Below are 24676 nucleotides of genomic sequence, written 5' to 3'. Positions count from 1 at the left end.
ATGACTCGTTATTCGCAGGAGTAAGGCATGGCCGACGAAGGGCTACGTCCCATTATTGTAAAACGCATCAAGAAGGGTGGCGGTGGCCACCATGGTGGTGCATGGAAGATCGCCTATGCTGACTTCGTGACAGCCATGATGGCGTTCTTCCTGCTGATGTGGCTGCTTGGATCAACCGCAAAGGGCGATCTCAACGGTATCGCAGAATATTTCAAAACGCCGCTCAAAGTCGCAATGGCTGGTGGTTCAGGTAGTGGCGATGCCAACACGGTTATCCCCGGTGGTGGTAAGGATCTCACACGCCAGGAAGGTCAGCTGCGCAAAGGTGAAAACGATGTTGTCAACCGGCGCAGTGTGCGCGCTGCCAGAGCAGAAATGGAAAAGGCCGAGCAGGCGCGTTTGCAGGAACTGAAGACGCGTATTGAAACGGCGATCGACAATAGCCCGACTCTCAAGCAGTTCAAAAATCAACTCCTGATTGATATCACCTCAGAGGGATTGCGGATTCAGATCGTTGACGAAAAGAACCGCCCGATGTTTGCCTTGGCGAGTGCCCAACTGCAGCCCTACACCCGTGAAATCTTGCGCGAAATAGGCAAGACTCTCAATGATGTTCCCAACAAGATCAGTCTGTCGGGACACACTGATGCCACGCCGTTTTCGAGCGGTGAAAAAGGTTACAGTAACTGGGAGTTGTCTGCCGATCGTGCCAACGCTTCGCGTCGCGAGTTGATCGCCGGAGGTATGGATGAGGCCAAGGTTTTGCGGGTTGTGGGTTTGTCGTCGGCTGTTCTTTTGGATAAGGAGGATCCGTTCAATCCAATCAATCGACGTATCAGTATCATTGTCATGAATAAAAAGGCAGAAGATCTGGTGGAAGGTAACAAGAGCGATGATTCAACGATGGACGTATCCACCGATACTGAAGTCAAAGACGGTTTGAGCGCGCCAGCGAAGAACTGACTGGCTTTTAAACTCCAGGCCCAATTGAGAAGGAGGGCTTTCGAATGGCTTCACAAAAAATGCGTCAAGAGCTCAAACGTTTGTTACTGGACACGGCAAGTGGCGGAAGCCGGCAGCTCACGGAGGTTGAAACCGACCTGGTGCAGACCAATATTCTGTTGGGAGAGGCAATTCAGAAGCTTGGTTCAAGTTTCATGGAGTTGCACAATGCCGTGCTGGCACAGCAACAGGAAATAGCACTGATCATTGCCGATAAGGGAAACTTGTCGGCCGAAGATATCGCTCGCCTCCAGGAAATACAGGAAGAGATCACACTCCACGTCAATGCCTCAGTGACCGGATTGCAGTTCCAGGATATGACCAGTCAATTGCTGGAGCGTATCGTGCGCCGAGTGATCGGTTTGCGGGATGCGCTTGGTGTATTGAGCGCCAATAGCTTTGAAATCACTCCAGATAGTTCCCAGACGATTGAAGAACTTGAGCAACTGCTCAAGAACACCATCGAGTCCATGGAGGACCGACTGGTTGCTCTTGAGAACGGGCTGTGGAAGACCGTCAGGCAGACGCGAATGGAAAGTGGCGATATAGAATTATTCTAGTCAGCATCGAAGTCGTTCCGCTGGTCCGGGATGCCGGTGCTTAGGCAAATGCCGCGGGAATTTAAGGGTGTTGGTAGTTTTTGATAATGGATACGGCATAATGGCTTGTGCAGCGTATTCACACATGTAGAACAGGGAGTAATGATGTCTAAAACAATTCTTGCAGTGGACGATTCAGGGTCTTTGCGCCAGATGGTCGTCTTCAGTCTGAAAGCAGCCGGTTATCAGGTTACCGAAGCGGTTGACGGGCAAGATGCACTGGACAAGGCTAAGTTGCAGACATTTGATCTGGTGCTGACAGATCAGAACATGCCGCGCATGGATGGTCTCACACTGATCCGCTCGTTGCGCGGGTTGACCAGCTATCAGCGCGTTCCGATTCTCATGCTGACCACTGAATTCAGTGACGAAATGAAGGCTAAGGGTAAAGCCGCAGGCGCTAACGGCTGGCTGGTCAAACCATTTGATCCACAGCGGTTGACGGAAGTTGTCAAAAAGGTGATTGGCTAGCATCGATGGTCAACGTCAAGAAACTACCTCAAGCAGCCATGTCGGAGCCCAATCATGACCATTGATATGAGCCAGTTTTTCCAGGTATTTTTCGACGAGGCCGACGAAGGTCTTGCCGAAATGGAAAAGCTGCTGCTGGCTGTTAATGTGTCGGATCCTGATGATGAAGATCTGAATGCCATTTTTCGGGCGGCCCACTCAATCAAAGGTGGTTCGGCAACATTTGGTCTGACCGATATCGCCGAAGTTACCCACGTATTGGAATCTTTGCTGGATCGCGTGCGGCAAGGCCAGATGGCATTGACCAGCCAGCATGTTGATGCCTTTTTGGCGGCAAAAGACATTCTCAAATCGATGCTGGATGGGCATCGTCATGGAACAGCGGTTGATCTAGATGCTGTCGCCGATCTAAGGATGTTGCTCCAATCACTATCCGAAGGGACGGTAGACAAGGTCGAAACAGCGCCGCAGAAGACCTCTGCTAATAGTGTTCTCAGTCGTTATCTCGTTGAATTGCCAATATTGGCAGAGCGCGACATCGAAGCGCTTGAGCAAGAGCTCGGTTTGATCGGAACCGTGCAGAAAACCGTTGCCGCAGACGGCAGTTGTACCTTTGTTGTTGATTCAGACAAGGGTAGTGAAAGCATTATTGATATCTGCACTTTCCTCGTCAATTCGAGCGATCTGAAGATTTCTCAGGCGCCGATACCCTCGAAGGAAGAGCAGCAGGGATACGGCTTTTTTGCACCGTTTGTGCCGCAGGATGCGACCGATGAAGAGCGTGGCTACGGCTTTTTCGAGCCGTTCGTACCAGTCAATGCGACTGATCGTGAGCGCGGTTACGGCTTTTTTGAGCCGTTTGTTCCATTGGACATCGAGCAGAGCAAGCGTACCAGTGCACCGGTAATTGATGTTGACGATGCGCCTGCGTTGTCAGCGCTGGAGCATTCCTCGGAAAAGAAGGCCAAGGGAGACAAGCCGGCCGCATCGGTACCAGAATCATCGTCCATTCGAGTCGGAATTGAAAAAGTTGACCAGTTAATCAATCTGGTGGGCGAGTTAGTCATCACTCAGGCAATGATCGAACAACGTACTGGTGTTCTTGATCCGATGTTGCACGAGCATCTGCTTAACAGCGTGAGTCAGTTAACGCGTAACACGCGTGACTTGCAAGAGGCCGTCATGTCAATCCGCATGATGCCGATGGACTATGTATTCTCGCGCTTTCCCCGTATGGTTCGCGATTTGGCCGCGAAGCTAGGTAAGCGTGTTGAATTTGTGACGCATGGTGCGGCGACTGAGCTCGACAAAGGCTTGATCGAGCGTATCGTCGATCCATTGACGCATTTGGTACGCAATAGTATCGATCACGGTATCGAAACGCCTGACACGCGACTGGCCGCAGGTAAAACTGACTATGGCACCTTATCCTTATCGGCCGAGCACCAAGGCGGCAACATCATTATTGAAGTGACGGATGATGGCGGTGGATTGAACCGCGATAAAATTCTGGCGAAAGCAAGACAGCAGGGCATGTCAACGTCTGACAATGCTAGCGACAGCGAAGTCTGGCAATTGATTTTTGAACCAGGATTCTCGACCGCAGACCAGGTGACCGATGTTTCTGGACGTGGTGTAGGGATGGATGTCGTTAAGCGCAATATCCTGGCCATGGGTGGCGCAGTCGATATTCGCTCCGTGAAGGGATTCGGAACAACGATCTCGATTTCTTTACCGTTGACGCTGGCGATTCTTGATGGCATGTCCATTCGGATCGGCCATGAAGTGTATATTCTGCCGCTCGGATATGTTGTTGAATCGTTGCAGCCAGCAACCCAGGATATCAAGGATATCAGCGGTCAAGGGCGGGTGATCAAGGTGCGCGGCGAGTATCTGCCATTGCTTCCTCTATATCAGATCTTTAATATCGAGCCGACCTTTACGGATCCTTCCCAGGGGTTGGTGGTGATACTCGAATCGGATGGAAAGAAGGCGGCTCTTTTTGTGGATGACTTGATTGGGCAGCAGCAAATTGTTGTCAAGAATCTTGAGTCAAATTATCGTAAAGTAGCGGGAATATCCGGTGCTACTATTCTGGGTGACGGAGGCGTCGCACTGATTGTGGATGTTGCTGCTTTATTAAGGTCGAGCCGGCAACTGAACGACGAATCTGTTTTTTCCTGATTTTTTTTAAGGACCATCATCATGTCAGATAGCATATCGAAAAATATTTCCGGCTTTGGAGAAAAGGGCGATAGCAATGGAAACGAATTCCTGGCCTTTACACTCGGTAAAGAAGAATATGGAATCGATATTCTGAAGGTTCAGGAAATCCGTGGTTACGAAGCCGTGACACGGATTGCCAATTCGCCTGACTTCATCAAAGGTGTCGTCAATCTGCGCGGCATTATTGTTCCCATCGTGGACATGCGCATCAAGTTCCAGTTGGGTGAGCCAACTTATGACCAGTTTACTGTTGTAATCATTTTGAACATCGCCGGTCGTGTGGTGGGTATGGTGGTCGATAGTGTGTCTGACGTCATTACCTTGAATCCGGAGCAAATCAAGCCGGCACCTGAAATGGGAACGACATTTGATTCTGATTACCTGATCGGGTTGGGTACGTTGGACGAACGCATGTTGATTCTTGTCGATATCGACAAGTTGATGTCGAGCGCCGATATGGGTTTGATGGACAAACTGGCTGCTTGATGAGCGGTGTTTCGTCCTGATGCGTTTTTGGTAGAATAGCGTCACCGACAGCCACGCAGGATAGTCTCCATAGTGATTGCTTTCGTGTTGTTCTCAGCAAGCCGACGCAATAACGTGTCGGCTTTTTGTTGTCCGCAGCAATACTTTAGGTGGCCCTGGTAATTGCTCAGTGAAAGTGCTCGATCGATGTCGGTGTATCCTCAGGCATTTCAGGATGGACCAGTTCGCCATCGGCGGCAGGGAATAGAGGCGTGCCACAATCGTCGCAAAACTCCATGGTATAGCGTTCTGCGAGCAATTTGACGTGAACGATGCCACATTCCCTTAATACCTGAAGCACCTCTTCGATGGGTTTGGGCGTATCGTCAGCACTGGTCGGATCTCTTATCTCATCTCCATCTTCCTGCTCATACAGCGGCCAGACAATCCCATACACAATATTGTCGCTACTGCCAACGCCAAAGCCAATCCGGTACTCATCAATCTGGCCGTTGATGTCTTCACAAAAGCTCCCAATGTTGGCGTGTAGTTCGGCCGATACCACGCCAAGTGTATGGGTGAGGTAGTGATCTGCTGCACGGATAGCTGCTGGCCGGATACGTTTGTCGGCTTCGCGGCAAGCAAAATAATATGGCTGGGGCAATAGTAGTTCGACGTTGCATCCGGGCAGAAAACGCGCCAGTAGTGGTGTTGCCTGGCGGCTCCATGTTTCCTGTGCGGAGGTTTTCTCCTGCACTGCAGATGTAGACTCATCCATCTGCCAGCGATAAATCGGTGTGCCATTTGCCACCGCCACGGCTGCAATGAGATAGCGTGTATCCGCTAGAAATGGCGCCGTTGGTGTTGCCTCCATAGACAGATTGGAGGCGGTGGCGGTCAGCGCCGCCTGACCCATGCGTTGTGTCAGTGTGAAGACATCTGCATGATGACGCGGTAATTGTTCGATTGCATAGAGGTTAGGGGCCAGCGACAAACAGGCTCCATCAGCCAGCACATGGGCACGTAGTTGCGTTGCCAGGCCATCGCACATCTCTTTTGGGATTTGGCCGGACGCGATACTGAAACGGGTCCAGGCAAGTACCGGCAATGCCAGCAATTGCACGCTGTAAAGCTGTTCTTCATATTCCAGTGCACAGGCTTCACTATTGGACTCTACGGATTCTACCAAGACGTCGTAAGCCGCAAGATCCGACTTGAAAAGATGCTCAAGTGCATGGTCAATCACTCCCTGATGGTGACTCTTGAGCTGTTTGTGCAATAGCAGATCGAGTGAGCGTTCCCAGGTCCTGGCTTCCAGGCGGCTGGTGGAGCCTGATACCGCTTGCGCAATATGGATCAGGCGCTGACTGTCTGAAGACAACCGGGTAGGAGAGCGTTTGGCAGGACGGCGCATGATGAAATAGTGACAATTAAATAATAAGAGATTCTATTGTAGTTGATTCGACATGGTCTCGGGTATTGCTGTCAGGAATGTCTTTGTTATGCATTTGTGATGGTCAGACGAAAAAAACGCCGGTCGAAACCGGCGTTTTCTGGCCTGCCCGATAGGGCGGATCACCCAGCCATGCTTATGCTGCTAGCAACTGACGCAACACGAATGGCAGGATACCACCATGCTTGTAGTAATCAACTTCGATCGGTGTATCGATACGCAGCAGCAGCTTGACTTCCTTGGTTTCGCCATTCTTGCGATGGATCACCAGGGTTGCTTGCTGTTGTGGCTTGATTTCACCGTCCAGGCCCTTCAGGTCGAAAGTTTCTTCGCCGGTAATGCCCAGTGTCTGCACGCTGTCATTGCCGATGAACTGCAGAGGCAGAACGCCCATGCCGACCAGGTTGGAGCGGTGGATACGTTCGAAGGAACGTGTGATCACTGCCTTCACGCCCAGCAGTTGGGTACCCTTCGCTGCCCAGTCACGCGACGAACCGGTACCGTACTCTTCGCCACCGAACACCATGGTTGGTACGTCATCCTTGATGTACTGCATCGCCGCATCGTAGATCGCCATTTGCTTGCCGGTTGGCTGGTGCACTGTGACGCCACCTTCAACACCGGGAACCATCAGGTTCTTGATACGCACATTGGCAAAAGTGCCGCGCATCATGATCTCATGGTTGCCACGACGCGAGCCGTAGGAGTTGAAGTCGGCCTTGAGCACGCCATTTTCCTGCAACCACTTGCCTGCTGGGCTGGATTCCTTGATCGAGCCTGCTGGCGAGATATGGTCGGTGGTGATTGAGTCACCAAACACGCCTAATGCGCGCGCACCAGTGATGCTGGTGGCAGCCGCAGTTGGTTGCTCGGTAAATGCTTCAAAGAATGGCGGTTCAGCAATGTATGTTGAGCTTGGCCAGTTGTAGACTTCACCCTTGGCAACACCCTTGATGGCTTCCCACAGCTTGCCTGGTGCGCCCTTGACGTCAGCGTAGTTTTCCTTGAAGGTCTTGGCATTCATCGCGTACTTCAGCAATTTCTCGATTTCTTTCGAAGTTGGCCAGATGTCACCCAGGAAAATTTCCTTGCCGCCCTTACCCTTGCCAACCGGTTGTGTCATCAGGTCGACGTTGACATTACCGGCAATCGCGTATGCCACGACCAGTGGTGGCGAAGCCAGGAAGTTCGAGCGAATGTTCGGGTGAATACGTGCTTCGAAGTTACGGTTACCCGACAGCACAGCGGAAGCCACGATATCGTTCTTGACGATTGCTTCATTCATTGCTGCAGTCAGGTCGCCTGCATTACCGATGCAAGTGGTGCAGCCGTATGCAGTCACGCCAAAGCCCAGCTTTTCGAGGTAAGGCAGCAAGCCTGCTGCTTCCAGGTACTTGGTCACGACACGCGATCCAGGTGCCAGCGACGTCTTGATGTGCGGCGCTACTTTCAGACCGGCTTCCACGGCCTTCTTGGCCAGCAAACCAGCGGCAAGCAGTACGCTTGGGTTGGACGTGTTGGTGCAGGACGTGATGGCCGCGATCAGCACATCGCCATTCTTCACATTCACGCCATCCGTGTTGACGTAGGTTGCGGTCAGATCTTCGATTTTCTTGTTGAAGCCATTCTCTGCCACTGGCTTGACGAACAGATCAGCAAAGGTCGACTTGACGTTGCCGATTTCGATACGGTCTTGCGGACGCTTTGGACCAGCCAGCGAAGGAGCGACGGTACCCAGATCAAGCGATACTTCGTTGGTGTAGTCGATGTCGCCAGCCTTCGGCACGCCGAACAGATTCTGCGCCTTGAAGTAGGCTTCGAATGCGTCGATCTCAGCCTTGGTGCGGCCAGTACCCTTGAAGTAGTCAATGGTGGCTTCGTCGACTGGGAAGAAGCCCATGGTGGCGCCGTATTCAGGTGCCATATTGGCGATGGTAGCGCGGTCTGTCAGCGACAGCGACTTGGTGCCTTCGCCGAAGAATTCTACAAACTTGCCCACAACCTTGGTCTTGCGCAGCAGTTCAGTGATGGTCAGTACCAGGTCAGTTGCAGTGACGCCTTCACGCAGTTCGCCTGTCAGGTTGACGCCCACCACGTCTGGTGTCAGGAAATAAACCGGTTGGCCCAGCATGCCGGCTTCTGCTTCGATACCACCAACGCCCCAGCCAACTACGCCGATACCGTTGATCATGGTGGTGTGCGAGTCAGTGCCGACCAGAGTGTCTGGGTAGTAGACGCCGCTCTTGTTGTGCACGCCGCGTGCCAGATACTCCAGGTTGACCTGGTGAACGATACCGAAGCCGGGAGGCACAACACCGAAGGTGTCAAATGCCTGCATGCCCCACTTCATGAACTGATAGCGCTCGTTGTTACGCGAGAATTCCAGTTTCATGTTCAGATCCAGTGCCTTCTTCTCACGGAAGTGGTCAATCTGAACCGAGTGGTCAACGACCAGGTCGACTGGAACCAGTGGCTCGATATTTTTAGGATTCTTGCCCAGTTTCTTGGCGACATTGCGCATTGCTGCCAAGTCGGCCAGCAGTGGCACGCCCGTAAAGTCTTGCAGTACGACGCGAGCAACCACGAAAGGGATTTCATCAACACGGGCAGCCTTGGCGCCCCAGCTGGCGAGTTGTTTAACGTGTTCTTCGGTCACTTTTTGACCGTCGCAGTTACGCAATACGGATTCCAGAACGACACGAATCGATACTGGCAGGCGGGAGATGTTGATCCCGAGCTTCTTTTCCAGTGCGGGCAGCGAGTAGAACTTGCCCTTCTTGGTGCCGGAAATCTTGAATTCCTTCAAGGTGTTCAATGTATTGCGGGACATGGCCTCTTCTCCTTAGATTGCAAATGGTATAAGTGGTTTTTTAACGCTACGAAGATTCAATTTCGTTGCAAATACGAGACTGCTCTGTGTTGCCAATTATTCTGTATCACTCAGCGTTGCTTCAGCTGTTTGGCGCTGCCAGAACGCCTGCAGCAGCAGTTGCCTGTGCTGCGTTCTTGCATTCGTTGGCCAGTTGCTGCCCTTTCCTGGAGTCAAGCAGAATCCCCTTGGCAGGGATGCCAATCCAGACCAGACCGTTTTTGTGATTTTCAAAGCGATTAGCACCGGTGGTGGTGGCGACACGGGTCAGGCGGCTTACATGCTGGTTCCAGCGGATGGCGATGTGTTTGTCGTCCTGGTCGTTTTGATAGATGGTCAGCTTGTTACCCATTTCGCAGCTGAATTCTGCTGATTTGGTACCACTCAGTTCCGGCTCACGATCATCATCGTCTGAAGCCGACGAGAAGGGCATCTTTTGTGGTGTCTGGACGGCCTTTGCCTGTCTGTCGCGCAGATTTTTTTGCGCGGCAGCCTGTGCCTTTTCGTTGGCCGCTGGCTTGGCTTTCGCTGTACTCTTCACATTTTTCTTGCTATTGCTGTGTGGCTTGGCCTTGACGGTTTTCTTGCCGTGGGCTTTGGTTTTTGCAGATTTCTTGCTCTTTGCGTGTGCCTTGCCTGTGGCAGTTTTCTTGCTCTTTGCAGTTTTTGCCTGTGTCGCCGAGGCATCCGAGGTTTGGGCAAATGCCTGTGTGGCTACGGTGGCGAGGAGGGCGCTGGCCAGAGTCAGGGCGGTGAGAATTTTTTTCATCGTGCTTAGTTCAGTGATTCAGTATTTACTGGTTGTTGAAAACGTTCCGCTGGGTTTGAACCAGCTCTCGGTCAGGGATGGTAACTGTACACCGCCTGCGTGCGCGCGCTGCAATATACTCCAGAAATAGCGATAACTTGCACGATCATGCAAGCGTCCCTCATGCTGGATTGGGCCCCATTGTGCCTGCTGGGCCTTAAGCAGGATTTGTGCCGCCAATGCGACTTCGTCATCGGCTGGACGCATGCTGTGTACGATTGCCTGTATCTGCAGAGGGTGAATGCTCCACATACGTGTGTAGCCAAATTCCATTGCGGCGCGTTGCGCATCGGCGGTTACAACAGTAGTGTCCTGAATTTCAGTTGTGACATTGTGCGACGGTACTTTGCCGTGCGCATGACAGGCCGCTGAAATTTCCAATTTTGCCCGGGCTACCAATGGGTGGCTGAATTGGCCGGGGGAACGCATTGCAGAACCGGGGATGGCGCCATGATGGGCGGATACAAAATCCATAACGCCAAAGGATAGTGACTCGATTTCAGGCAGCGCAGCGATTTGATGGACCTCTGCCAGCGCGCCATGCGTTTCAATCAAGACATGTAATGGCGGCATGCGCACGCCGCGTTCGCGGGTATGGCTGCTGACTATCTTGATAGCACGCTGTACGTCAGCCAGGCTGTTGACCTTTGGCAGCATCAGGTACGCCAGTCGCGTCGCTGTGGCTGGCTGACAAATAATCTCGATATCGCTGGCAAAGTGAGCGTTGCTCAAATCGTGGATGCGTGCGCCAATACGCGCGAAACGGTTGTCATCGCTGGCGATCAGGCTTGCCACTAGCTGTGCGTGTGCGACTTCATTGCCGGCACTGGCACCGTCTTCGCAGTCCAGTGTGATATCAAATATCGGGCCGAGCTCTTGTTGCAGGGCGATCGACTTGCGCATCAGCTTTTCTGAGCCGGCGTAATGATCGCACACCGGTAATGATACCGGTTCACGGGTGCCTGGGAACAAGACCTGGGTGGGATGCATTGCTGCTGAATTCCAAATGGTTTTACAAGCGCGGCGCACCAACCGGGTTGGCGCGCCGCGCAATGGTCAATTAGCCGACCAGATGCTTGACGCCTTCGCGCTCTTCCAGCAATTCCTTGAGCGTAATGTTGATACGCTCTTGCGAGAACGCATCAATTTCTAGGCCTTGAACGATTTTGTATTCGCCGTTCTCGGTGGTCACTGGGAAACCAAAAATGGTGCCTTCAGGGATCCCGTAGGAGCCGTCCGATGGGATGCCCATTGTGGTCCACTTGCCGTTGGTGCCGAGCAGCCAGTCATGGACGTGATCAATCGCCGCATTGGCTGCCGATGCGGCCGACGAAAGACCACGCGCTTCGATGATTGCTGCGCCGCGCTTGCCGACTGTTGGCAGGAAAGTATCCTTGTTCCAGACTTGATCATTGATCAGGTCCTTGACTGGCTTGCCATCAGCAGTGGCAAAGCGGTAGTCGGCGTACATGGTCGGCGAGTGGTTGCCCCAGACGCACAGCTTTTCGATTGCCGATACCGGTTGACCAATCTTGGCGGCGACTTGTGACAGCGCACGGTTGTGGTCCAGACGCAGCATCGCTGTGAAATTCTTGGCTGGCAGATTCGGTGCCGACTTCATCGCGATGTAGGCGTTGGTATTGGCAGGGTTGCCCACCACCAGCACCTTGACGTCACGCGAAGCAACAGCGTCCAGCGCCTTGCCCTGCACGGTGAAAATCTGGGCGTTGGCTTCCAGCAAGTCCTTACGCTCCATGCCTGGACCACGTGGGCGTGCGCCAACCAGCAACGCGACGTCAGCATCCTTGAATGCGGTCAATGGGTCGCTGTGAGCGGTAACGCCAGCCAGCAGAGGGAATGCGCAGTCATCAATTTCCATGATGACGCCCTTGAGCGCTTTTTGCGCTTTTTCGTCAGGGATTTCCAGCAACTGCAAAATCACTGGCTGGTCCTTGCCGAGCAGATCGCCGTTGGCAATGCGGAACAGGAGGGAGTAACCGATTTGACCTGCGGCGCCGGTAACGGCAACACGCTTAGGGGCTTTAGCCATGTTGAATCTCCAAAGTGGTGATAGAAAGCATCAAGTACTGCGGTGAAGTCCGTCGTCGTCGCGCTTTGCATAAACAAAGGGGCGCATACACGCAACAATTTCTCGCTTCTTGCCGAAATTCGTAATTTTTCGACAGTAACTTCGTATTCTCATGAGACCGTAATCATACCGTCGAAAGCGACTAGCGTCAGTTTGTTTTGCGTACTGGCGCTGCTCTGGGATGGCAGGGTGTGTCTCAGTTCGGTGTCTTGATGATGAAGTTGGTGGTGTTTCGATGGGCTCGGCACGCCAGCTAGATTGATCATTAGCCAAACATGCTCGCGAGTGTAGGCTTGCCTTTGTGAGCTGTCAATCACTATCTTATATCTTATATAAGACATCTTTTTTGGGTAGTTTCTTCTGGACGGGTGCAGGCGTTTTGTGGTCAAATTTGCGTCTATGAGCTCCAGCCTGCCCAATCTGAATAACAGCGACGCGCCAAGCGTGGGCACTAGTGTTGCCGGAGCTTCTCCTACTTTTAGTCCTCTGTACCAACAAATCAAGGCCTTGATCACCCAGCGTCTGGAGTCTGGTGAGTGGAAGCCTGGCGAACTTATTCCCAGTGAAGTCGAGCTCGGTAGCCGTTTCAAGGTTAGCCAGGGGACGGTGCGTAAGGCGATTGATGAGCTGGCTGCCGAGAATCTGGTTGTGCGGCGGCAGGGTAAGGGGACTTTCGTGGCGACCCATCACGAAACGCAGGCGCAATTTCGTTTTCTGCGCTTGACGCCGGATGTTGAATTGCCGCAACGTGCAGAAAATAAAATCATCGAAGTCAAACGTGTGAGAGCGCCTGCTGAGGTGGCGCGTCAACTCGACATCAAGTCGGGGGACTCCGTGATTTTTATTAAACGGGTAAAATCCTTCAACGGCGTGCCAATCATTCTCGAGGATATTTGGTTGCCCGGACTGATTTTCAAAGGCCTTACAGCTGAGCGCCTGATGGAATACAAAGGGCCTCTGTATGGTCTTTTTGAGACCGAGTTTGGTACCCGCATGATTCGCGCAGCAGAACAAATACGTGCGGTTGCAGCAGATCCGGAATCTGCGGTTTTTTTAGGGGTTGCGCCTCAAACACCTCTGCTCAGTGTTGAGCGAGCGTCATTCACTTATGGTGATAAGCCAGTGGAGATGCGACGGGGCTTGTATTTGACGTTGAATTACCACTACCAGAGCGAACTGAGTTAATTATGCTGATGAGCTGAGTTATCTTCAGCTCGTGCCCGTCTGATTTTGCCTCGGCGTTGGGTGCTCTTAATTTGCTGCAAAGCAGAATAAGTATTGGTGAAGGTTCGTGAAATAGGCGAAAATTGCAGAATTGTTTTAAATCTGAGGAGAACCTTGTTATGTCTGAAGCCGCTAAGCCACCACGGCCACAATTTCGTAACATACAAATTACCCAAATTGTTGGCTACCGCTTGCCACTAGCGGGTGTTGTATCCATCTTGCATCGCATCAGTGGTCTGTTGATGTTTTTGTTATTGCCTTTTGTGTTGTATCTGCTGGATCACAGTCTGCTTTCCGAAATTTCATTCGAATATTTCAAAGGCTTCGCTTCCAACTGGTTCGTCAAGCTCGTCATTCTGGCCCTGTCCTGGGGTTATCTGCATCACTTCTGTGCCGGCATTCGCCACTTGATCATGGACAATCATATTGGTTTGGACAAAGTGAGCGCACGCAAATCGGCTGCCAGTGTACTGGTGGTTAGTCTGGCGCTGGCTGCCTTGGTTGCATTGAAACTGTTCGGAGCATTCTAAAAATGGCAAATAATAATATCGGACCAAAACGCCTAGTTGTCGGCGCTCACTATGGTATGCGTGACTGGCTGGCCCAGCGCGCAACGGCTGTTGTCATGGCTATTTACACGGTCATTTTGCTGGTCTCTTTCCTGACCGCGACCAATTTCACGTACGAAGGCTGGGCAGGCCTGTTTGCGCATCAGTGGTTCAAGATCGCGACTTTCGCTGCACTTGCCTGTCTGTTTTTTCACGCCTGGATTGGCGTGCGTGATATCTGGATGGACTATGTGAAGCCAGTCGCAGTGCGTCTGGTACTGCAAGTTGCCACTATCCTGTGGCTGATCGGTTGCGCCGGATGGGCGGCGCAGATTCTGTGGAGAGTGTAATCGTGGCTGCTATTAAATCCACAATTCCAACCCGCCGCTTTGATGCGGTAATCGTCGGCGCCGGCGGCTCCGGCATGCGTGCTTCGTTGCAGCTGGCTGAAGCCGGTCTGAACGTGGCGGTGTTGTCCAAAGTATTTCCAACGCGTTCGCACACCGTTGCCGCACAAGGCGGTATCGGTGCGTCGTTGGGTAACATGTCTGAAGATAATTGGTACTGGCACATGTTCGATACCGTCAAAGGTTCGGATTACCTGGGTGACCAGGATGCCATTGAGTTCATGTGCCGTGAAGCGCCTAAGGCGGTTTATGAGCTGGAACACTTCGGTATGCCGTTTGACCGTAATCCGGACGGCACGATTTATCAGCGCCCATTCGGCGGTCATACAGCCAATCTGGGTGAAAAGCCTGTGCAGCGCGCCTGTGCTGCCGCTGACCGTACCGGTCATGCGCTGTTGCACACGCTGTATCAGCGCAATGTACGCGCCAAGACACATTTTTTTGTTGAGTGGATGGCGATCGACATCATCCGTGATCAGGAAGGTACTGTTCTCGGTGTCGTTGCGCTGGAAATGGAAACCGGCGAAGTCATGATGTTGCAAGCCAAGACCACCTTGTTCGCCACTGGCGGTGCAGGTCGTATCTGGGCTGCTTCGACCAATGCATTTATCAATACCGGTGATGGCATGGGTATGGCGGCGCGTGCTGGCCTGCCACTGCAGGATATGGAATTCTGGCAGTTCCACCCGACTGGTGTTGCTGGTGCTGGTGTGTTGATTACCGAAGGCGTGCGCGGCGAAGGCGGCATTCTGATCAACAGCAATGGCGAGCGTTTCATGGAACGTTATGCTCCAACCTTGAAGGATCTGGCACCACGTGACTTCGTGTCGCGTTCGATGGATCAGGAAATCAAGGAAGGCCGTGGCGTTGGTCCAAACAAGGATCACGTGTTGCTGGACCTGCGTCATATCGGCGCGGAAACAATCCAGAAGCGTTTGCCATCGATTCTGGAAATCGCACACAAGTTCGCCAACGTCGATGCAACCAAGGAGCCCATCCCTGTTGTGCCAACCATCCACTATCAAATGGGTGGTATTCCGACGAACGTCTATGGTCAAGTTGTGGTGCCAAAAAATGGCAACTACAAGGAAGTGGTGCAGGGTATGTACGCTATCGGCGAATGCGCCTGCGTATCCGTACACGGTGCCAATCGTCTCGGCACTAACTCGTTGCTTGATCTGGTGGTGTTTGGTCGTGCTGCTGGTAACCATATCGTTGACAGCAAGCTGCAGGATCGCAGTCACAAAGATCTGCCGGCTGATGCGGCTGATCACGCGCTGGAACGTTTGGCACGGATTGAAAACAGTAAGGGTTCCGAGCGCGTGCAGGATGTCGCCAATAGCATTCGTGCGACTATGCAGCACTACTGCGGCGTGTTCCGTACCGACGAATTGCTGCAAGAAGGTGCTCGCAAGATCATGGAGCTGGACGAGCGCCGCAAGCATGTTTCGTTCAAGGACAAGTCCAAGGTGTTCAACACTGCCCGTGTTGAGGCGCTGGAGCTGGACAATCTGATCGAAACCGCCAAGGCAACCATTACTTCAGCAGCAGCCCGCAAGGAATCCCGCGGTGCTCACGCACATCGTGATTATGAACATCGCGATGACGTTGAATGGCTCAAGCATACGCTGTGGTTCTCCGAGGGGAATCGTCTCGACTACAAGCCCGTCAACCTGCAACCGTTGACCGTCGAAACGTTTAAACCTAAAGCACGTACTTTCTAAGAGGTCAGAAAATGACACGTACCCTGAAATTCAAAATTTACCGCTACGATCCTGACAAGGATGAAAAGCCGTACATGCAAGATCTGACAGTCGAACTCAAGCCAACTGACAAGATGTTGCTCGACGCGCTGCAACGTATCAAGGCAGACGTGGATGATTCGCTGGCACTGCGCCGCTCGTGTCGTGAAGGCGTCTGTGGTTCGGATGCGATGAACATCAACGGCAAGAACGGTCTGGCCTGCACCACCAATCTTAATGAGCTGACCGAGCCTATCGTGTTGAAGCCGTTGCCAGGTTTGCCGGTGATTCGCGATTTGATCGTCGATATGACCAACTTCTTCAAGCAATACGACTCGATCAAGCCTTACCTGATCAATGACAGCATTCCGCCTGAGAAAGAGCGTCTGCAATCGCCTGAACAGCGCGAAGAGCTGGATGGTGTTTATGAGTGCATTCTGTGCGCATGCTGCTCGACATCTTGCCCGTCGTTCTGGTGGAATCCAGACAAGTTTGTTGGTCCTGCCGGCCTGTTGCAAGCGTATCGCTTCATTGCTGATAGCCGCGATCAGGCGACAGGGCAACGTTTGGACGATCTGGAAGATCCTTATCGCCTGTTCCGTTGCCGTTCCATTATGAACTGCGTTGATGTTTGCCCTAAGGGGCTCAACCCCAACAAGGCAATCGGCAAGATCAAGGAGTTGATGGTGCGTCGCGCCGTGTAGTTGTTGTTTGCACTACAGAGCGGGAAATTCCCGCTCTGGTTGTTCCCATCTGAGTCATTTTTCCGTTGGTTCGACTGTGTGACGGAAGAATCCTCATCGGTATTAATTTGAAGTGAACGGTATTCATGTCCCTTAACCATCAAGACGATCCTGCTAAACGTGCACGCTTGCGTTGGCGCGCTCGCCGTGGCTTGCTGGAAAATGATCTGATCCTTACTCGTTTTTTGGATGCTAACGAGGAAGCAATGAGTGACGACGAGGTTGATGCGTTCTCGCGGCTGATGGATTTGAGTGACAACGATCTGATGGATTTGCTCCTGATACGCAAGGAGCCGGAAGCAGCTGTGGATTTGCCGCATGTCCATGCCTTGCTCAAAAAGTTGCGTAGTGCCTGAGCGCTGTTGAGAGGTTCGGGCTGTATTGCTTAAGAAGCAGCCGAGATACTAGCGGAGGCGGCCACTCAATGAATTTGTTGGGATACGTGTAGGGTGCTTATTTCGGGCGCCGTTTATCCAGCCTCATTTTGTTGTCGACTCTGAGCGGTTGGTTTGCGATTTTTGATTAACGATTCATTACCACAGCTGAAGGAAGAACTATGCCCACCTCAGATATCAAAGCGACCCTGTCGTTCTCCGACGGTACGCCATCCCTGGATTTTCCTGTCTATAAGGGCACTATTGGTCCGGACGTCATCGACATCCGCAAACTCTACGGTGCCACCGGCAAGTTCACTTACGATCCGGGCTTCATGTCGACAGCAGCTTGCAACTCCTCGATCACCTATATCGATGGCGACAAGGGCGAGCTGCTGTACCGTGGTTACCCGATTGAGCAATTGGCTGTCAATTGCGACTTCCTGGAAACATGCTACTTGCTGTTGCACGGCGAGCTGCCGACTGCAGAGCAAAAGACAAAATTCGTCGGCACTGTCACTGAGCACACAATGGTGCACGAGCAGATGAATTTCTTCTTCCGCGGTTTCCGTCGCGATGCTCACCCGATGGCAGTGCTGACTGGTTCGGTCGGTGCCTTGTCGGCGTTCTACCATGATTCTCTGGATATCAGCAATCCAGTGCACCGTGACGTTTCTGCAATTCGCATGATCGCCAAGTTGCCAACGCTGGTCGCCATGGCTTACAAGTACAGCATTGGTCAGCCATTCGTGTATCCACGTAATGACCTGTCGTACAGCGCCAACTTCATGCGTATGATGTTTGCCAATCCGTGCGAAGAGTACAAGGTCAACGAAGTGTTGGTTCGTGCACTCGACCGTATCCTGATTCTGCATGCAGATCATGAGCAAAACGCATCGACTTCGACTGTTCGTCTGGCTGGTTCTTCCGGTGCCAATCCTTTTGCATGTATCGCAGCAGGTATCGCTTGCCTGTGGGGTCCTGCCCACGGCGGTGCCAATGAAGCTGCATTGAGCATGCTCGAAGAAATCGGTTCGGTCGACAAGATTCCTGAGTTCATCAAGCAGGTCAAGGACAAGAACTCCGGCGTCAAGCTGATGGGCTTCGGTCATCGCGTCTACAAGAACTACGATCCACGCGCCAAGCTGATGCGTGAAACCTGCTACGAAGTGCTCAATGAACTGGGTCTGCATGATGACCCATTGTTCAAGCTGGCAATGGAGCTGGAAAAGATCGCTCTGGAAGACGACTACTTTGTTTCTCGCAAGCTGTATCCGAACGTCGACTTCTACTCTGGTATCGTTCAACGCGCACTGGGTATCCCGACTTCGATGTTTACTTGCATCTTTGCAATGGCACGTACAGTGGGCTGGATTGCTCAATGGAACGAAATGATTTCCGACCCTGAGCAAAAAATCGGTCGCCCACGTCAGTTGTTTGTTGGTTCCGTCAAGCGCGACGTGCCAACTATCGACAAGCGTGGCTAAAACATTCTGAGGCTGATGATACGGTCAATGTCATCATTTTGTCATTAAGCAATGTTGGCAGAGTCAAGCAGAAGCCGGTCCAGAGGCCTTGGCTACAAATAGCAACAAATAAAAAAGCGAATCTTCAGGATTCGCTTTTTTATTGGAAAGAAGCGGATATAATTCGAGCCATGCTGGCTGGATAACTCAAAAAAGTTCAGGTAGACATGGTCCTTCCCCCACAACTTGATGTGCAATCCGCTAACCGGTCAGGCCGTGTCGCGGAAGGTTAGATTAACCCGCTAATCTCGCGAAACGCGAAGAAAGGTGAGCAAGAATGACGCAGCTCTACGAGCAGTACAACCTCAACTCCTACCTCTTTGGTGGAAATGCGCCGTACTTGGAAGAATTGTACGAGGCGTACCTCAATAACCCCGGATCCGTACCAGATAATTGGCGTGCCTATTTCGACGCGGTGCAACACGTACCTGCAGTTGACGGTTCCAATCGTCCCGACGTCGCCCATGCACCAGTGATCGCATCGTTCGCTGAGCGTGCCAAGCAAGGCCCGATTCGCACTGTTGTCGCATCCGCCGATGCCGAGATGGGTCGTAAGCGCGTTGCCGCTACCCAACTTATTGCCGGTTACCGTGACCTCGGTTCGCGTTACGCCAATCTGGATCCGCTGCAACGTCAGGAACGTCCGACGATCCCCGAGCTAGAGCCAAGCTTTTACGGCTTCTCCGACTCGGACATGGATATCGTCTTTAATATCAGCAACACCTATTTTGGCGGTGAAACAGCGTCGTTGCGTGATTTGTTGAACGCATTGCGCGAAACCTACACCCGTTCGATTGGTGCAGAATTCACCTATATCAGTGACCCGGCTGAAGTGCGCTGGATCCAGGAACGTCTGGAACCAACCCGTGCGCTGCCGAAATTTACTGCAGAAAAGAAAAAGCACATTCTTGATCGCCTGACTGCTGCCGAAGGTCTGGAGCGCTATCTCCACACCAAGTATGTTGGTCAAAAGCGGTTCTCGCTGGAAGGTGGCGAAAGCTTCATCGCTTCCTTGGATGAGACTATTCAGCGCGCCGGTGAGAAGGGCGTCCAGGAAATCGTGATCGGTATGGCCCACCGCGGTCGTCTCAATGTTCTGGTCAATACCCTGGGCAAAACTCCACAAGAACTGTTTTCCGAGTTTGAAGGTCATCACGCTGATGATCTGCCAGCTGGCGACGTCAAGTATCACCAAGGCTTCTCTTCCGACATCAGCACCCCAGGCGGTCCGGTCCACCTGTCACTGGCGTTCAACCCATCGCATTTGGAAATCGTCAACCCTGTGGTTGAAGGTTCGGTCAAGGCGCGTATGGAACGTCGTGGCGACAAGGATGGCTCGCAAGTATTGCCAATCCTGGTCCACGGTGACGCCGCATTTGCTGGTCAAGGCGTGGTCATGGAAACCCTGAACCTGGCGCAAACACGTGGCTACGGTACAGGCGGCACCGTGCACATCGTGATCAACAACCAGATCGGCTTCACTACCTCCGATCCACGTGACTCGCGCTCCACACTGTATTGCTCGGACGTCGTCAAGATGATCGAAGCACCGGTGTTGCACGTCAACGGTGATGATCCTGAAGCAGTTGTCTTCGCGACCCAGATCGCGGTTGACTACCGTATGCAGTTCAAGAAGGATATCGTGGTCGATATCATCTGCTTCCGCAAACTGGGTCATAACGAGCAAGATACGCCAGCGCTGACACAGCCGCTGATGTACAAGAAGATCGCGCAACACCCTGGTACACGTAAGCTGTACGCAGACAAGCTGGCTGCACAAGGCACGATCCCTGCTGATGGTGGCGATGAGATGGTCAAGGCTTACCGCGCGGCAATGGATGCCGGCAAGCACACCGTTGATCCAGTCATCACTAACTTCAAGAGCAAGTACGCTGTTGACTGGCTGCCATTCCTGAATCGCAAATGGACTGACGCTGCCGATACAGCTGTACCGCTGGCTGAACTGAAGCGTCTGGCAACACGCATCACCACGATTCCAGAAGGCTTCAAACCACACGCGCTGGTTGAAAAGGTTATCAACGACCGTGCAACCATGGGGCGTGGCGAACTCAATCTGGACTGGGGTATGGGCGAACATCTGGCCTATGCTTCGCTGGTTGCCTCCGGTTATTCCATCCGTCTGACCGGTCAGGATGCTGGTCGCGGTACTTTCGTGCACCGTCACGCAGTGTTGCATGATCAAAACCGCGAGCGTTGGGATGCTGGTACATATATCCCTCTGCAAAACGTTGCAGAAAACCAGGCTCCTTACACCGTAATTGACTCGGTCCTGTCGGAAGAAGCAGTGCTGGGTTTTGAATACGGCTATTCGACTGCAGAACCGAACACGCTGACCATCTGGGAAGCGCAATTCGGTGACTTCGCCAACGGTGCACAGGTTGTCATTGACCAGTTCATCAGCTCTGGTGAAGTCAAGTGGGGTCGTGCCTCCGGTCTGGTACTGATGCTGCCACACGGCTACGAAGGTCAAGGTCCTGAGCACTCGTCAGCACGCCTGGAGCGCTATCTGCAACTGTGCGCTGACAACAATATGCAAGTGGTGCAGCCAACGACTGCTGCACAGATTTTCCACCTGCTGCGTCGTCAGATGATCCGTCTGTTCCGCAAGCCGCTGATCATCATGACGCCGAAGTCGCTGCTGCGTAACAAGGATGCTGGTTCGCCACTGTCCGAGTTGGCCAAAGGCTCCTTCCAGACTGTGATTGGCGAGCTGGATGAAAAGATCGATGCCAAAAAGGTCAAGCGTGTTATCGCTTGTTCCGGCAAGGTTTACTACGACCTGGTCAATGCACGTAAGGAGCGTGCGCAGACTGATACTGCCATCATCCGTGTGGAGCAGTTGTATCCATTCCCGCACAAGGCATTTGCTGCTGAACTCAAGCAATTCCCGAACTTCCAGGAATTGGTCTGGGCTCAGGATGAACCGCAAAACCAAGGTGCATGGCTGCAAATCCAGCACAACATCTTTGAGAATCTGACTGAGGGTCAAAAGCTTGCTTACGCAGGTCGTCCAGCCAGCGCATCCCCAGCTGTCGGTTACTACGACAAGCACTATGCGCAACAAAAGGCATTGATCGACACCGCGTTTTCGAAGCTCAAGGGCTTTGTCCTGACCAAATAAATCAGATCCACATAGCGCGCTTCACCTGAGGTGAAGCGCGCTGATGTTTATTGAATAACCCGAATTGGAGAGTTACATGGCACGAATCGAAGTAAAAGTCCCACAATTATCAGAGTCTGTTGCAGAAGCAACGCTGCTGCAATGGCATAAAAAAGTGGGTGAGGCTGTCACACGCGACGAAAACCTGATCGACGTCGAAACTGACAAGGTTGTGCTGGAATTGCCGGCACCAGACTCAGGTGTGATCGCGGAAATCATCAAGGGTGATGGTTCTACTGTTGTTGCTGGTGAAGTCATCGCTATTCTGGATACGGATGCGTCGGCCGCCGGTGTTGCTGAAGTCAAGGCAGCGCCAGCTCCAGCCGCTGCGGCAGCTGCACCAGTTGCAGCAGCTGCACCAGCATCGGTCTCCAAGGCTGACGTTGCGATGCCTGCCGCAGCCAAGCTGCTGGCTGACAACAATCTGTCGACCTCGCAAGTTGCTGGTACCGGTAAAGATGGTCGCGTCACCAAGGGCGACGTGCTGGCTTCCCTGGCAACACCTGCTGCACCAGCAGCGGCTGCCAAGCCTGCATTGCAACAAGTTGCGGCACCGGTCAAGGCCAGCCTGGAAAATCGTCCGGAAGAGCGCGTACCAATGAGCCGTCTGCGTGCGCGTGTAGCTGAGCGTCTGTTGCAATCGCAAGCAACCAACGCGATTCTGACCACTTTCAACGAAATCAACATGCAGCCAGTGCTGGATCTGCGTGCGAAGTACAAGGACAAGTTTGAAAAAGAGCACGGCGTCAAGCTGGGCTTCATGTCCTTCTTCGTCAAGGCAGTGGTTCATGCACTGAAGAAGTATCCAATCGTCAATGCTTCCGTTGACGGCAACGATATTGTCTACCACGGCTATTTCGACATCGGCGTCGCCGTCGGTTCGCCACGTGGTCTGGTTGTTCCTGTGCTGCGTGATGCAGATCAGATGTCGATCGCTGACATCGAAAAGAAGATTGGTGAATTTGGTCAAAAAGCCAAGGACGGCAAGCTGTCGATCGAAGAACTGACCGGCGGTACCTTCACTGTGTCCAATGGTGGTACTTTCGGCTCCATGTTGTCGACACCGATCATCAACCCACCGCAATCGGCCATTCTGGGTATCCACGCGACCAAGGATCGTGCTGTCGTTGAAAACGGTCAGATCGTGATTCGTCCGATGAACTACTTCGCCATGTCTTATGACCACCGTATCATCGACGGCCGCGAAGCTGTCTTGAGCCTGGTGGCAATCAAGGAAGCGCTGGAAGATCCTGCACGTCTGTTGCTCGATCTCTGATAGCCAACGGATCAGTGGACTGAAAGGGCGCAGGATCAGCGAGAATGCCAGCATGGCTTCAGACTGTCCTGCGCCTTTTGCATGTTGAATGCGGACGCGGTTCGCAGAAAAAACGAATTAGGAAAAATCATGAGCAAGAATTTTGATGTGGTCGTCATCGGTGGCGGCCCTGGTGGTTATATCGCAGCAATCCGCGCAGCGCAGTTGGGTTTTAACACCGCCTGCATCGATGAGTGGAAAAATGAAAAGGGCGGTCCGGCACCGGGCGGTACCTGCACCAACGTCGGTTGCATCCCTTCCAAGGCATTGTTGCAATCGTCCGAGCATTATGAGCACGCGGCGCATGGCTTTGCCGAGCACGGCATCGAAGTCAAGGGTCTGGGTCTGAATCTGGCACAGATGCTGGGTCGCAAGAATACCGTTGTGAAGCAAAACAACGACGGTATCCTATACTTGTTCAAGAAGAACAAGGTCAGCTTCTTCCATGGTCGTGGCAGCTTCGTCAAGGGCGATGCCAGCGGCTATGAAATCAAGGTTGCCGGTGCTGCTGAAGAATCGATTACCGCCAAGCACGTCATCATTGCAACTGGCTCCAATGCCCGAGCATTGCCAGGCACACCGTTTGATGAACAACTGATTTTGTCCAACACCGGCGCGCTGGCGATTACCGAAGTGCCGAAGAAGCTTGGTGTGATCGGTGCTGGCGTGATCGGTCTGGAAATGGGTTCGGTATGGCGTCGTCTCGGTGCGGAAGTGACCGTGCTGGAAGCCTTGCCGACTTTCCTGGGTGCAGTCGATGAACAGATTGCCAAGGAAGCGCACAAGCTGCTGGCAAAGCAAGGTTTGTCGATCAATCTGGGTGTCAAGATTGGCGAGATCAAGGCTGGCAAGAACGACGTCAGCGTGGAATACACCGACGACAAGGGTGTCGCCCAAAAGGCTGTTTTCGATAAGCTGATCGTCTCAATCGGCCGTACGCCTAACACCATCGGCCTGAACGCTGAAGGTATTGGTCTGGCACTCGATGAACGTGGTTTCGTTGCCGTTGACGGTGATTGCAAGACTAATCTGCCGAACGTGTGGGCGGTCGGTGACGTGGTGCGCGGCCCGATGCTCGCACACAAGGCTGAAGAAGAAGGCGTTGCCGTGGCTGAGCGTATCGCTGGTCAACACGGTCATGTCAATTTCAACACGATTCCATGGGTGATTTACACGTCGCCGGAAATCGCTTGGGTTGGCAAGACAGAGCAACAATTGAAGGCCGATGGCGTTGCCTACAAGGTTGGTACCTTCCCGTTCCTGGCCAATGGTCGTGCGCGTGCCTTGGGTGATACTTCGGGCATGGTCAAGTTCCTGGCGGATGTCAAGACTGACGAAATCCTGGGAGTCCATATTGTCGGACCGGTTGCCTCTGAGCTGATTTCAGAAGCAGTGGTGGCGATGGAATTCCGTGCTTCGGCAGAAGACATTGCACGTATTTGCCATGCTCACCCTTCCTTGTCGGAAGCGACCAAGGAAGCCGCGCTGGCAGTTGACAAGCGTGCGCTGAACTTCTGATGCTGGCAGTTTGCCGTTACTGGTAAACTGCAACCATCATCAATGGGCGAGCCTGGCTCGCCCATTTTGTTTTATCGTGTTTCGTTTGTTGGATGGCCATTGGTGGCCATTGCTAG

The 24676-nt window shown here is 52.8% G+C and carries 20 protein-coding genes; 15 read left to right on the top strand and 5 right to left on the bottom strand.

Going from position 1 to position 24676, the window contains the following annotated elements:
• Positions 1-27 precede the first annotated feature (27 nt).
• The 5 genes from motB (at position 28) to FHW66_RS03015 (ending at position 4784) form a co-directional block, all read left to right on the top strand.
• Positions 28-963 (top strand): flagellar motor protein MotB, encoded by a 936-nt coding sequence (gene motB / locus FHW66_RS03035; protein WP_183378216.1) that lies wholly within the window; start codon positions 28-30, stop codon positions 961-963.
• Positions 964-1007: 44 nt separating this feature from the next.
• On the top strand, positions 1008-1562 hold the full coding sequence (locus tag FHW66_RS03030; protein WP_183378215.1) for a chemotaxis protein: 555 nt from the start codon (positions 1008-1010) through the stop codon (positions 1560-1562).
• A 144-nt stretch (positions 1563-1706) separates the two neighbouring features.
• Positions 1707-2072 (top strand): response regulator, encoded by a 366-nt coding sequence (locus tag FHW66_RS03025; protein WP_183378214.1) that lies wholly within the window; start codon positions 1707-1709, stop codon positions 2070-2072.
• A 54-nt stretch (positions 2073-2126) separates the two neighbouring features.
• Positions 2127-4256 carry a chemotaxis protein CheA gene (gene cheA, locus FHW66_RS03020; protein ID WP_183378213.1) on the top strand — a complete coding sequence of 710 codons (2130 nt, stop codon included), beginning with the start codon at positions 2127-2129 and terminating at the stop codon, positions 4254-4256.
• A 21-nt stretch (positions 4257-4277) separates the two neighbouring features.
• A complete protein-coding gene (locus FHW66_RS03015; protein WP_183378212.1) occupies positions 4278-4784 on the top strand; it encodes a chemotaxis protein CheW in 507 nt (168 codons plus the stop codon).
• A gap of 166 nt (positions 4785-4950) precedes the next feature.
• Here FHW66_RS03015 and FHW66_RS03010 read toward each other — a convergent pair whose 3' ends face one another.
• From FHW66_RS03010 to FHW66_RS02990, 5 genes are all read right to left on the bottom strand, one after another.
• Positions 4951-6177 (bottom strand): DUF2863 family protein, encoded by a 1227-nt coding sequence (locus FHW66_RS03010; protein WP_183378211.1) that lies wholly within the window; start codon positions 6175-6177, stop codon positions 4951-4953.
• 175 nt (positions 6178-6352) lie between these two features.
• Positions 6353-9046: an aconitate hydratase AcnA gene (gene acnA, locus FHW66_RS03005; RefSeq protein ID WP_183378210.1), complete on the bottom strand. Its 2694-nt coding sequence runs from the start codon at positions 9044-9046 to the stop codon at positions 6353-6355.
• 121 nt (positions 9047-9167) lie between these two features.
• Positions 9168-9854 (bottom strand): hypothetical protein, encoded by a 687-nt coding sequence (locus tag FHW66_RS20840; RefSeq protein WP_255458783.1) that lies wholly within the window; start codon positions 9852-9854, stop codon positions 9168-9170.
• An 18-nt stretch (positions 9855-9872) separates the two neighbouring features.
• Complete coding sequence (locus FHW66_RS02995; protein ID WP_183378209.1) at positions 9873-10883, bottom strand: CoA ester lyase; 1011 nt, start codon at positions 10881-10883, stop codon at positions 9873-9875.
• A gap of 70 nt (positions 10884-10953) precedes the next feature.
• Positions 10954-11943, bottom strand: a complete 990-nt coding sequence (locus FHW66_RS02990; protein ID WP_183378208.1) for a malate dehydrogenase — start codon at positions 11941-11943, stop codon at positions 10954-10956.
• 438 nt (positions 11944-12381) lie between these two features.
• Here FHW66_RS02990 and FHW66_RS02985 point away from each other — a divergent pair, with 438 nt between their 5' ends.
• The 10 genes from FHW66_RS02985 to lpdA all read left to right on the top strand — a co-directional run bounded on the left by FHW66_RS02985 (position 12382) and on the right by lpdA (position 24560).
• Positions 12382-13167 (top strand): GntR family transcriptional regulator, encoded by a 786-nt coding sequence (locus FHW66_RS02985; protein ID WP_183378207.1) that lies wholly within the window; start codon positions 12382-12384, stop codon positions 13165-13167.
• Between the two features lie 158 nt (positions 13168-13325).
• Positions 13326-13736 (top strand): succinate dehydrogenase, cytochrome b556 subunit, encoded by a 411-nt coding sequence (gene sdhC, locus FHW66_RS02980; protein ID WP_183378206.1) that lies wholly within the window; start codon positions 13326-13328, stop codon positions 13734-13736.
• Positions 13737-13738: 2 nt separating this feature from the next.
• Complete coding sequence (sdhD, locus tag FHW66_RS02975; protein WP_183378205.1) at positions 13739-14104, top strand: succinate dehydrogenase, hydrophobic membrane anchor protein; 366 nt, start codon at positions 13739-13741, stop codon at positions 14102-14104.
• Positions 14105-14106: 2 nt separating this feature from the next.
• Complete coding sequence (gene sdhA, locus FHW66_RS02970; protein ID WP_183378204.1) at positions 14107-15885, top strand: succinate dehydrogenase flavoprotein subunit; 1779 nt, start codon at positions 14107-14109, stop codon at positions 15883-15885.
• A gap of 11 nt (positions 15886-15896) precedes the next feature.
• Entirely contained in the window at positions 15897-16607 is a 711-nt protein-coding gene (locus FHW66_RS02965) for a succinate dehydrogenase iron-sulfur subunit (protein ID WP_183378203.1), read from the top strand.
• Between the two features lie 125 nt (positions 16608-16732).
• Positions 16733-17002, top strand: a complete 270-nt coding sequence (locus FHW66_RS02960; RefSeq protein ID WP_183378202.1) for a succinate dehydrogenase assembly factor 2 — start codon at positions 16733-16735, stop codon at positions 17000-17002.
• 200 nt (positions 17003-17202) lie between these two features.
• Complete coding sequence (gene gltA / locus FHW66_RS02955) at positions 17203-18507, top strand: citrate synthase (RefSeq protein WP_183378201.1); 1305 nt, start codon at positions 17203-17205, stop codon at positions 18505-18507.
• A gap of 316 nt (positions 18508-18823) precedes the next feature.
• Positions 18824-21688: a 2-oxoglutarate dehydrogenase E1 component gene (locus FHW66_RS02950; RefSeq protein WP_183378200.1), complete on the top strand. Its 2865-nt coding sequence runs from the start codon at positions 18824-18826 to the stop codon at positions 21686-21688.
• A gap of 76 nt (positions 21689-21764) precedes the next feature.
• Complete coding sequence (gene odhB, locus FHW66_RS02945; RefSeq protein WP_183378199.1) at positions 21765-23003, top strand: 2-oxoglutarate dehydrogenase complex dihydrolipoyllysine-residue succinyltransferase; 1239 nt, start codon at positions 21765-21767, stop codon at positions 23001-23003.
• 129 nt (positions 23004-23132) lie between these two features.
• Entirely contained in the window at positions 23133-24560 is a 1428-nt protein-coding gene (gene lpdA, locus FHW66_RS02940) for a dihydrolipoyl dehydrogenase (RefSeq protein ID WP_183378198.1), read from the top strand.
• Positions 24561-24676: the final 116 nt, after the last annotated feature.

It is taken from the genome of Herbaspirillum sp. Sphag64 (assembly GCF_014192645.1).
Classification (GTDB): Bacteria; Pseudomonadota; Gammaproteobacteria; order Burkholderiales; family Burkholderiaceae_D; genus Herbaspirillum.
This window is presented reverse-complemented; position numbering and strand designations above follow the sequence as displayed.

Bases quoted from the DNA above. Each gene is read 5' to 3' on its own strand.
- sdhC (WP_183378206.1), top strand. From the start codon at position 13,326: ATGTCTGAAGCCGCTAAGCCACCACGGCCACAATTTCGTAACATACAA.
- FHW66_RS03015 (WP_183378212.1), top strand. From the start codon at position 4,278: ATGTCAGATAGCATATCGAAAAATATTTCCGGCTTTGGAGAAAAGGGC.
- lpdA (WP_183378198.1), top strand. From the start codon at position 23,133: ATGAGCAAGAATTTTGATGTGGTCGTCATCGGTGGCGGCCCTGGTGGT.
- FHW66_RS03030 (WP_183378215.1), top strand. From the start codon at position 1,008: ATGGCTTCACAAAAAATGCGTCAAGAGCTCAAACGTTTGTTACTGGAC.
- acnA (WP_183378210.1), bottom strand. From the start codon at position 9,046: ATGTCCCGCAATACATTGAACACCTTGAAGGAATTCAAGATTTCCGGC.
- FHW66_RS02950 (WP_183378200.1), top strand. From the start codon at position 18,824: ATGACGCAGCTCTACGAGCAGTACAACCTCAACTCCTACCTCTTTGGT.
- FHW66_RS02990 (WP_183378208.1), bottom strand. From the start codon at position 11,943: ATGGCTAAAGCCCCTAAGCGTGTTGCCGTTACCGGCGCCGCAGGTCAA.
- FHW66_RS20840 (WP_255458783.1), bottom strand. From the start codon at position 9,854: ATGAAAAAAATTCTCACCGCCCTGACTCTGGCCAGCGCCCTCCTCGCC.
- FHW66_RS02995 (WP_183378209.1), bottom strand. From the start codon at position 10,883: ATGCATCCCACCCAGGTCTTGTTCCCAGGCACCCGTGAACCGGTATCA.
- FHW66_RS02965 (WP_183378203.1), top strand. From the start codon at position 15,897: ATGACACGTACCCTGAAATTCAAAATTTACCGCTACGATCCTGACAAG.
- gltA (WP_183378201.1), top strand. From the start codon at position 17,203: ATGCCCACCTCAGATATCAAAGCGACCCTGTCGTTCTCCGACGGTACG.
- FHW66_RS03025 (WP_183378214.1), top strand. From the start codon at position 1,707: ATGTCTAAAACAATTCTTGCAGTGGACGATTCAGGGTCTTTGCGCCAG.
- odhB (WP_183378199.1), top strand. From the start codon at position 21,765: ATGGCACGAATCGAAGTAAAAGTCCCACAATTATCAGAGTCTGTTGCA.
- cheA (WP_183378213.1), top strand. From the start codon at position 2,127: ATGACCATTGATATGAGCCAGTTTTTCCAGGTATTTTTCGACGAGGCC.
- sdhD (WP_183378205.1), top strand. From the start codon at position 13,739: ATGGCAAATAATAATATCGGACCAAAACGCCTAGTTGTCGGCGCTCAC.
- FHW66_RS02985 (WP_183378207.1), top strand. From the start codon at position 12,382: ATGAGCTCCAGCCTGCCCAATCTGAATAACAGCGACGCGCCAAGCGTG.
- motB (WP_183378216.1), top strand. From the start codon at position 28: ATGGCCGACGAAGGGCTACGTCCCATTATTGTAAAACGCATCAAGAAG.
- FHW66_RS03010 (WP_183378211.1), bottom strand. From the start codon at position 6,177: ATGCGCCGTCCTGCCAAACGCTCTCCTACCCGGTTGTCTTCAGACAGT.
- FHW66_RS02960 (WP_183378202.1), top strand. From the start codon at position 16,733: ATGTCCCTTAACCATCAAGACGATCCTGCTAAACGTGCACGCTTGCGT.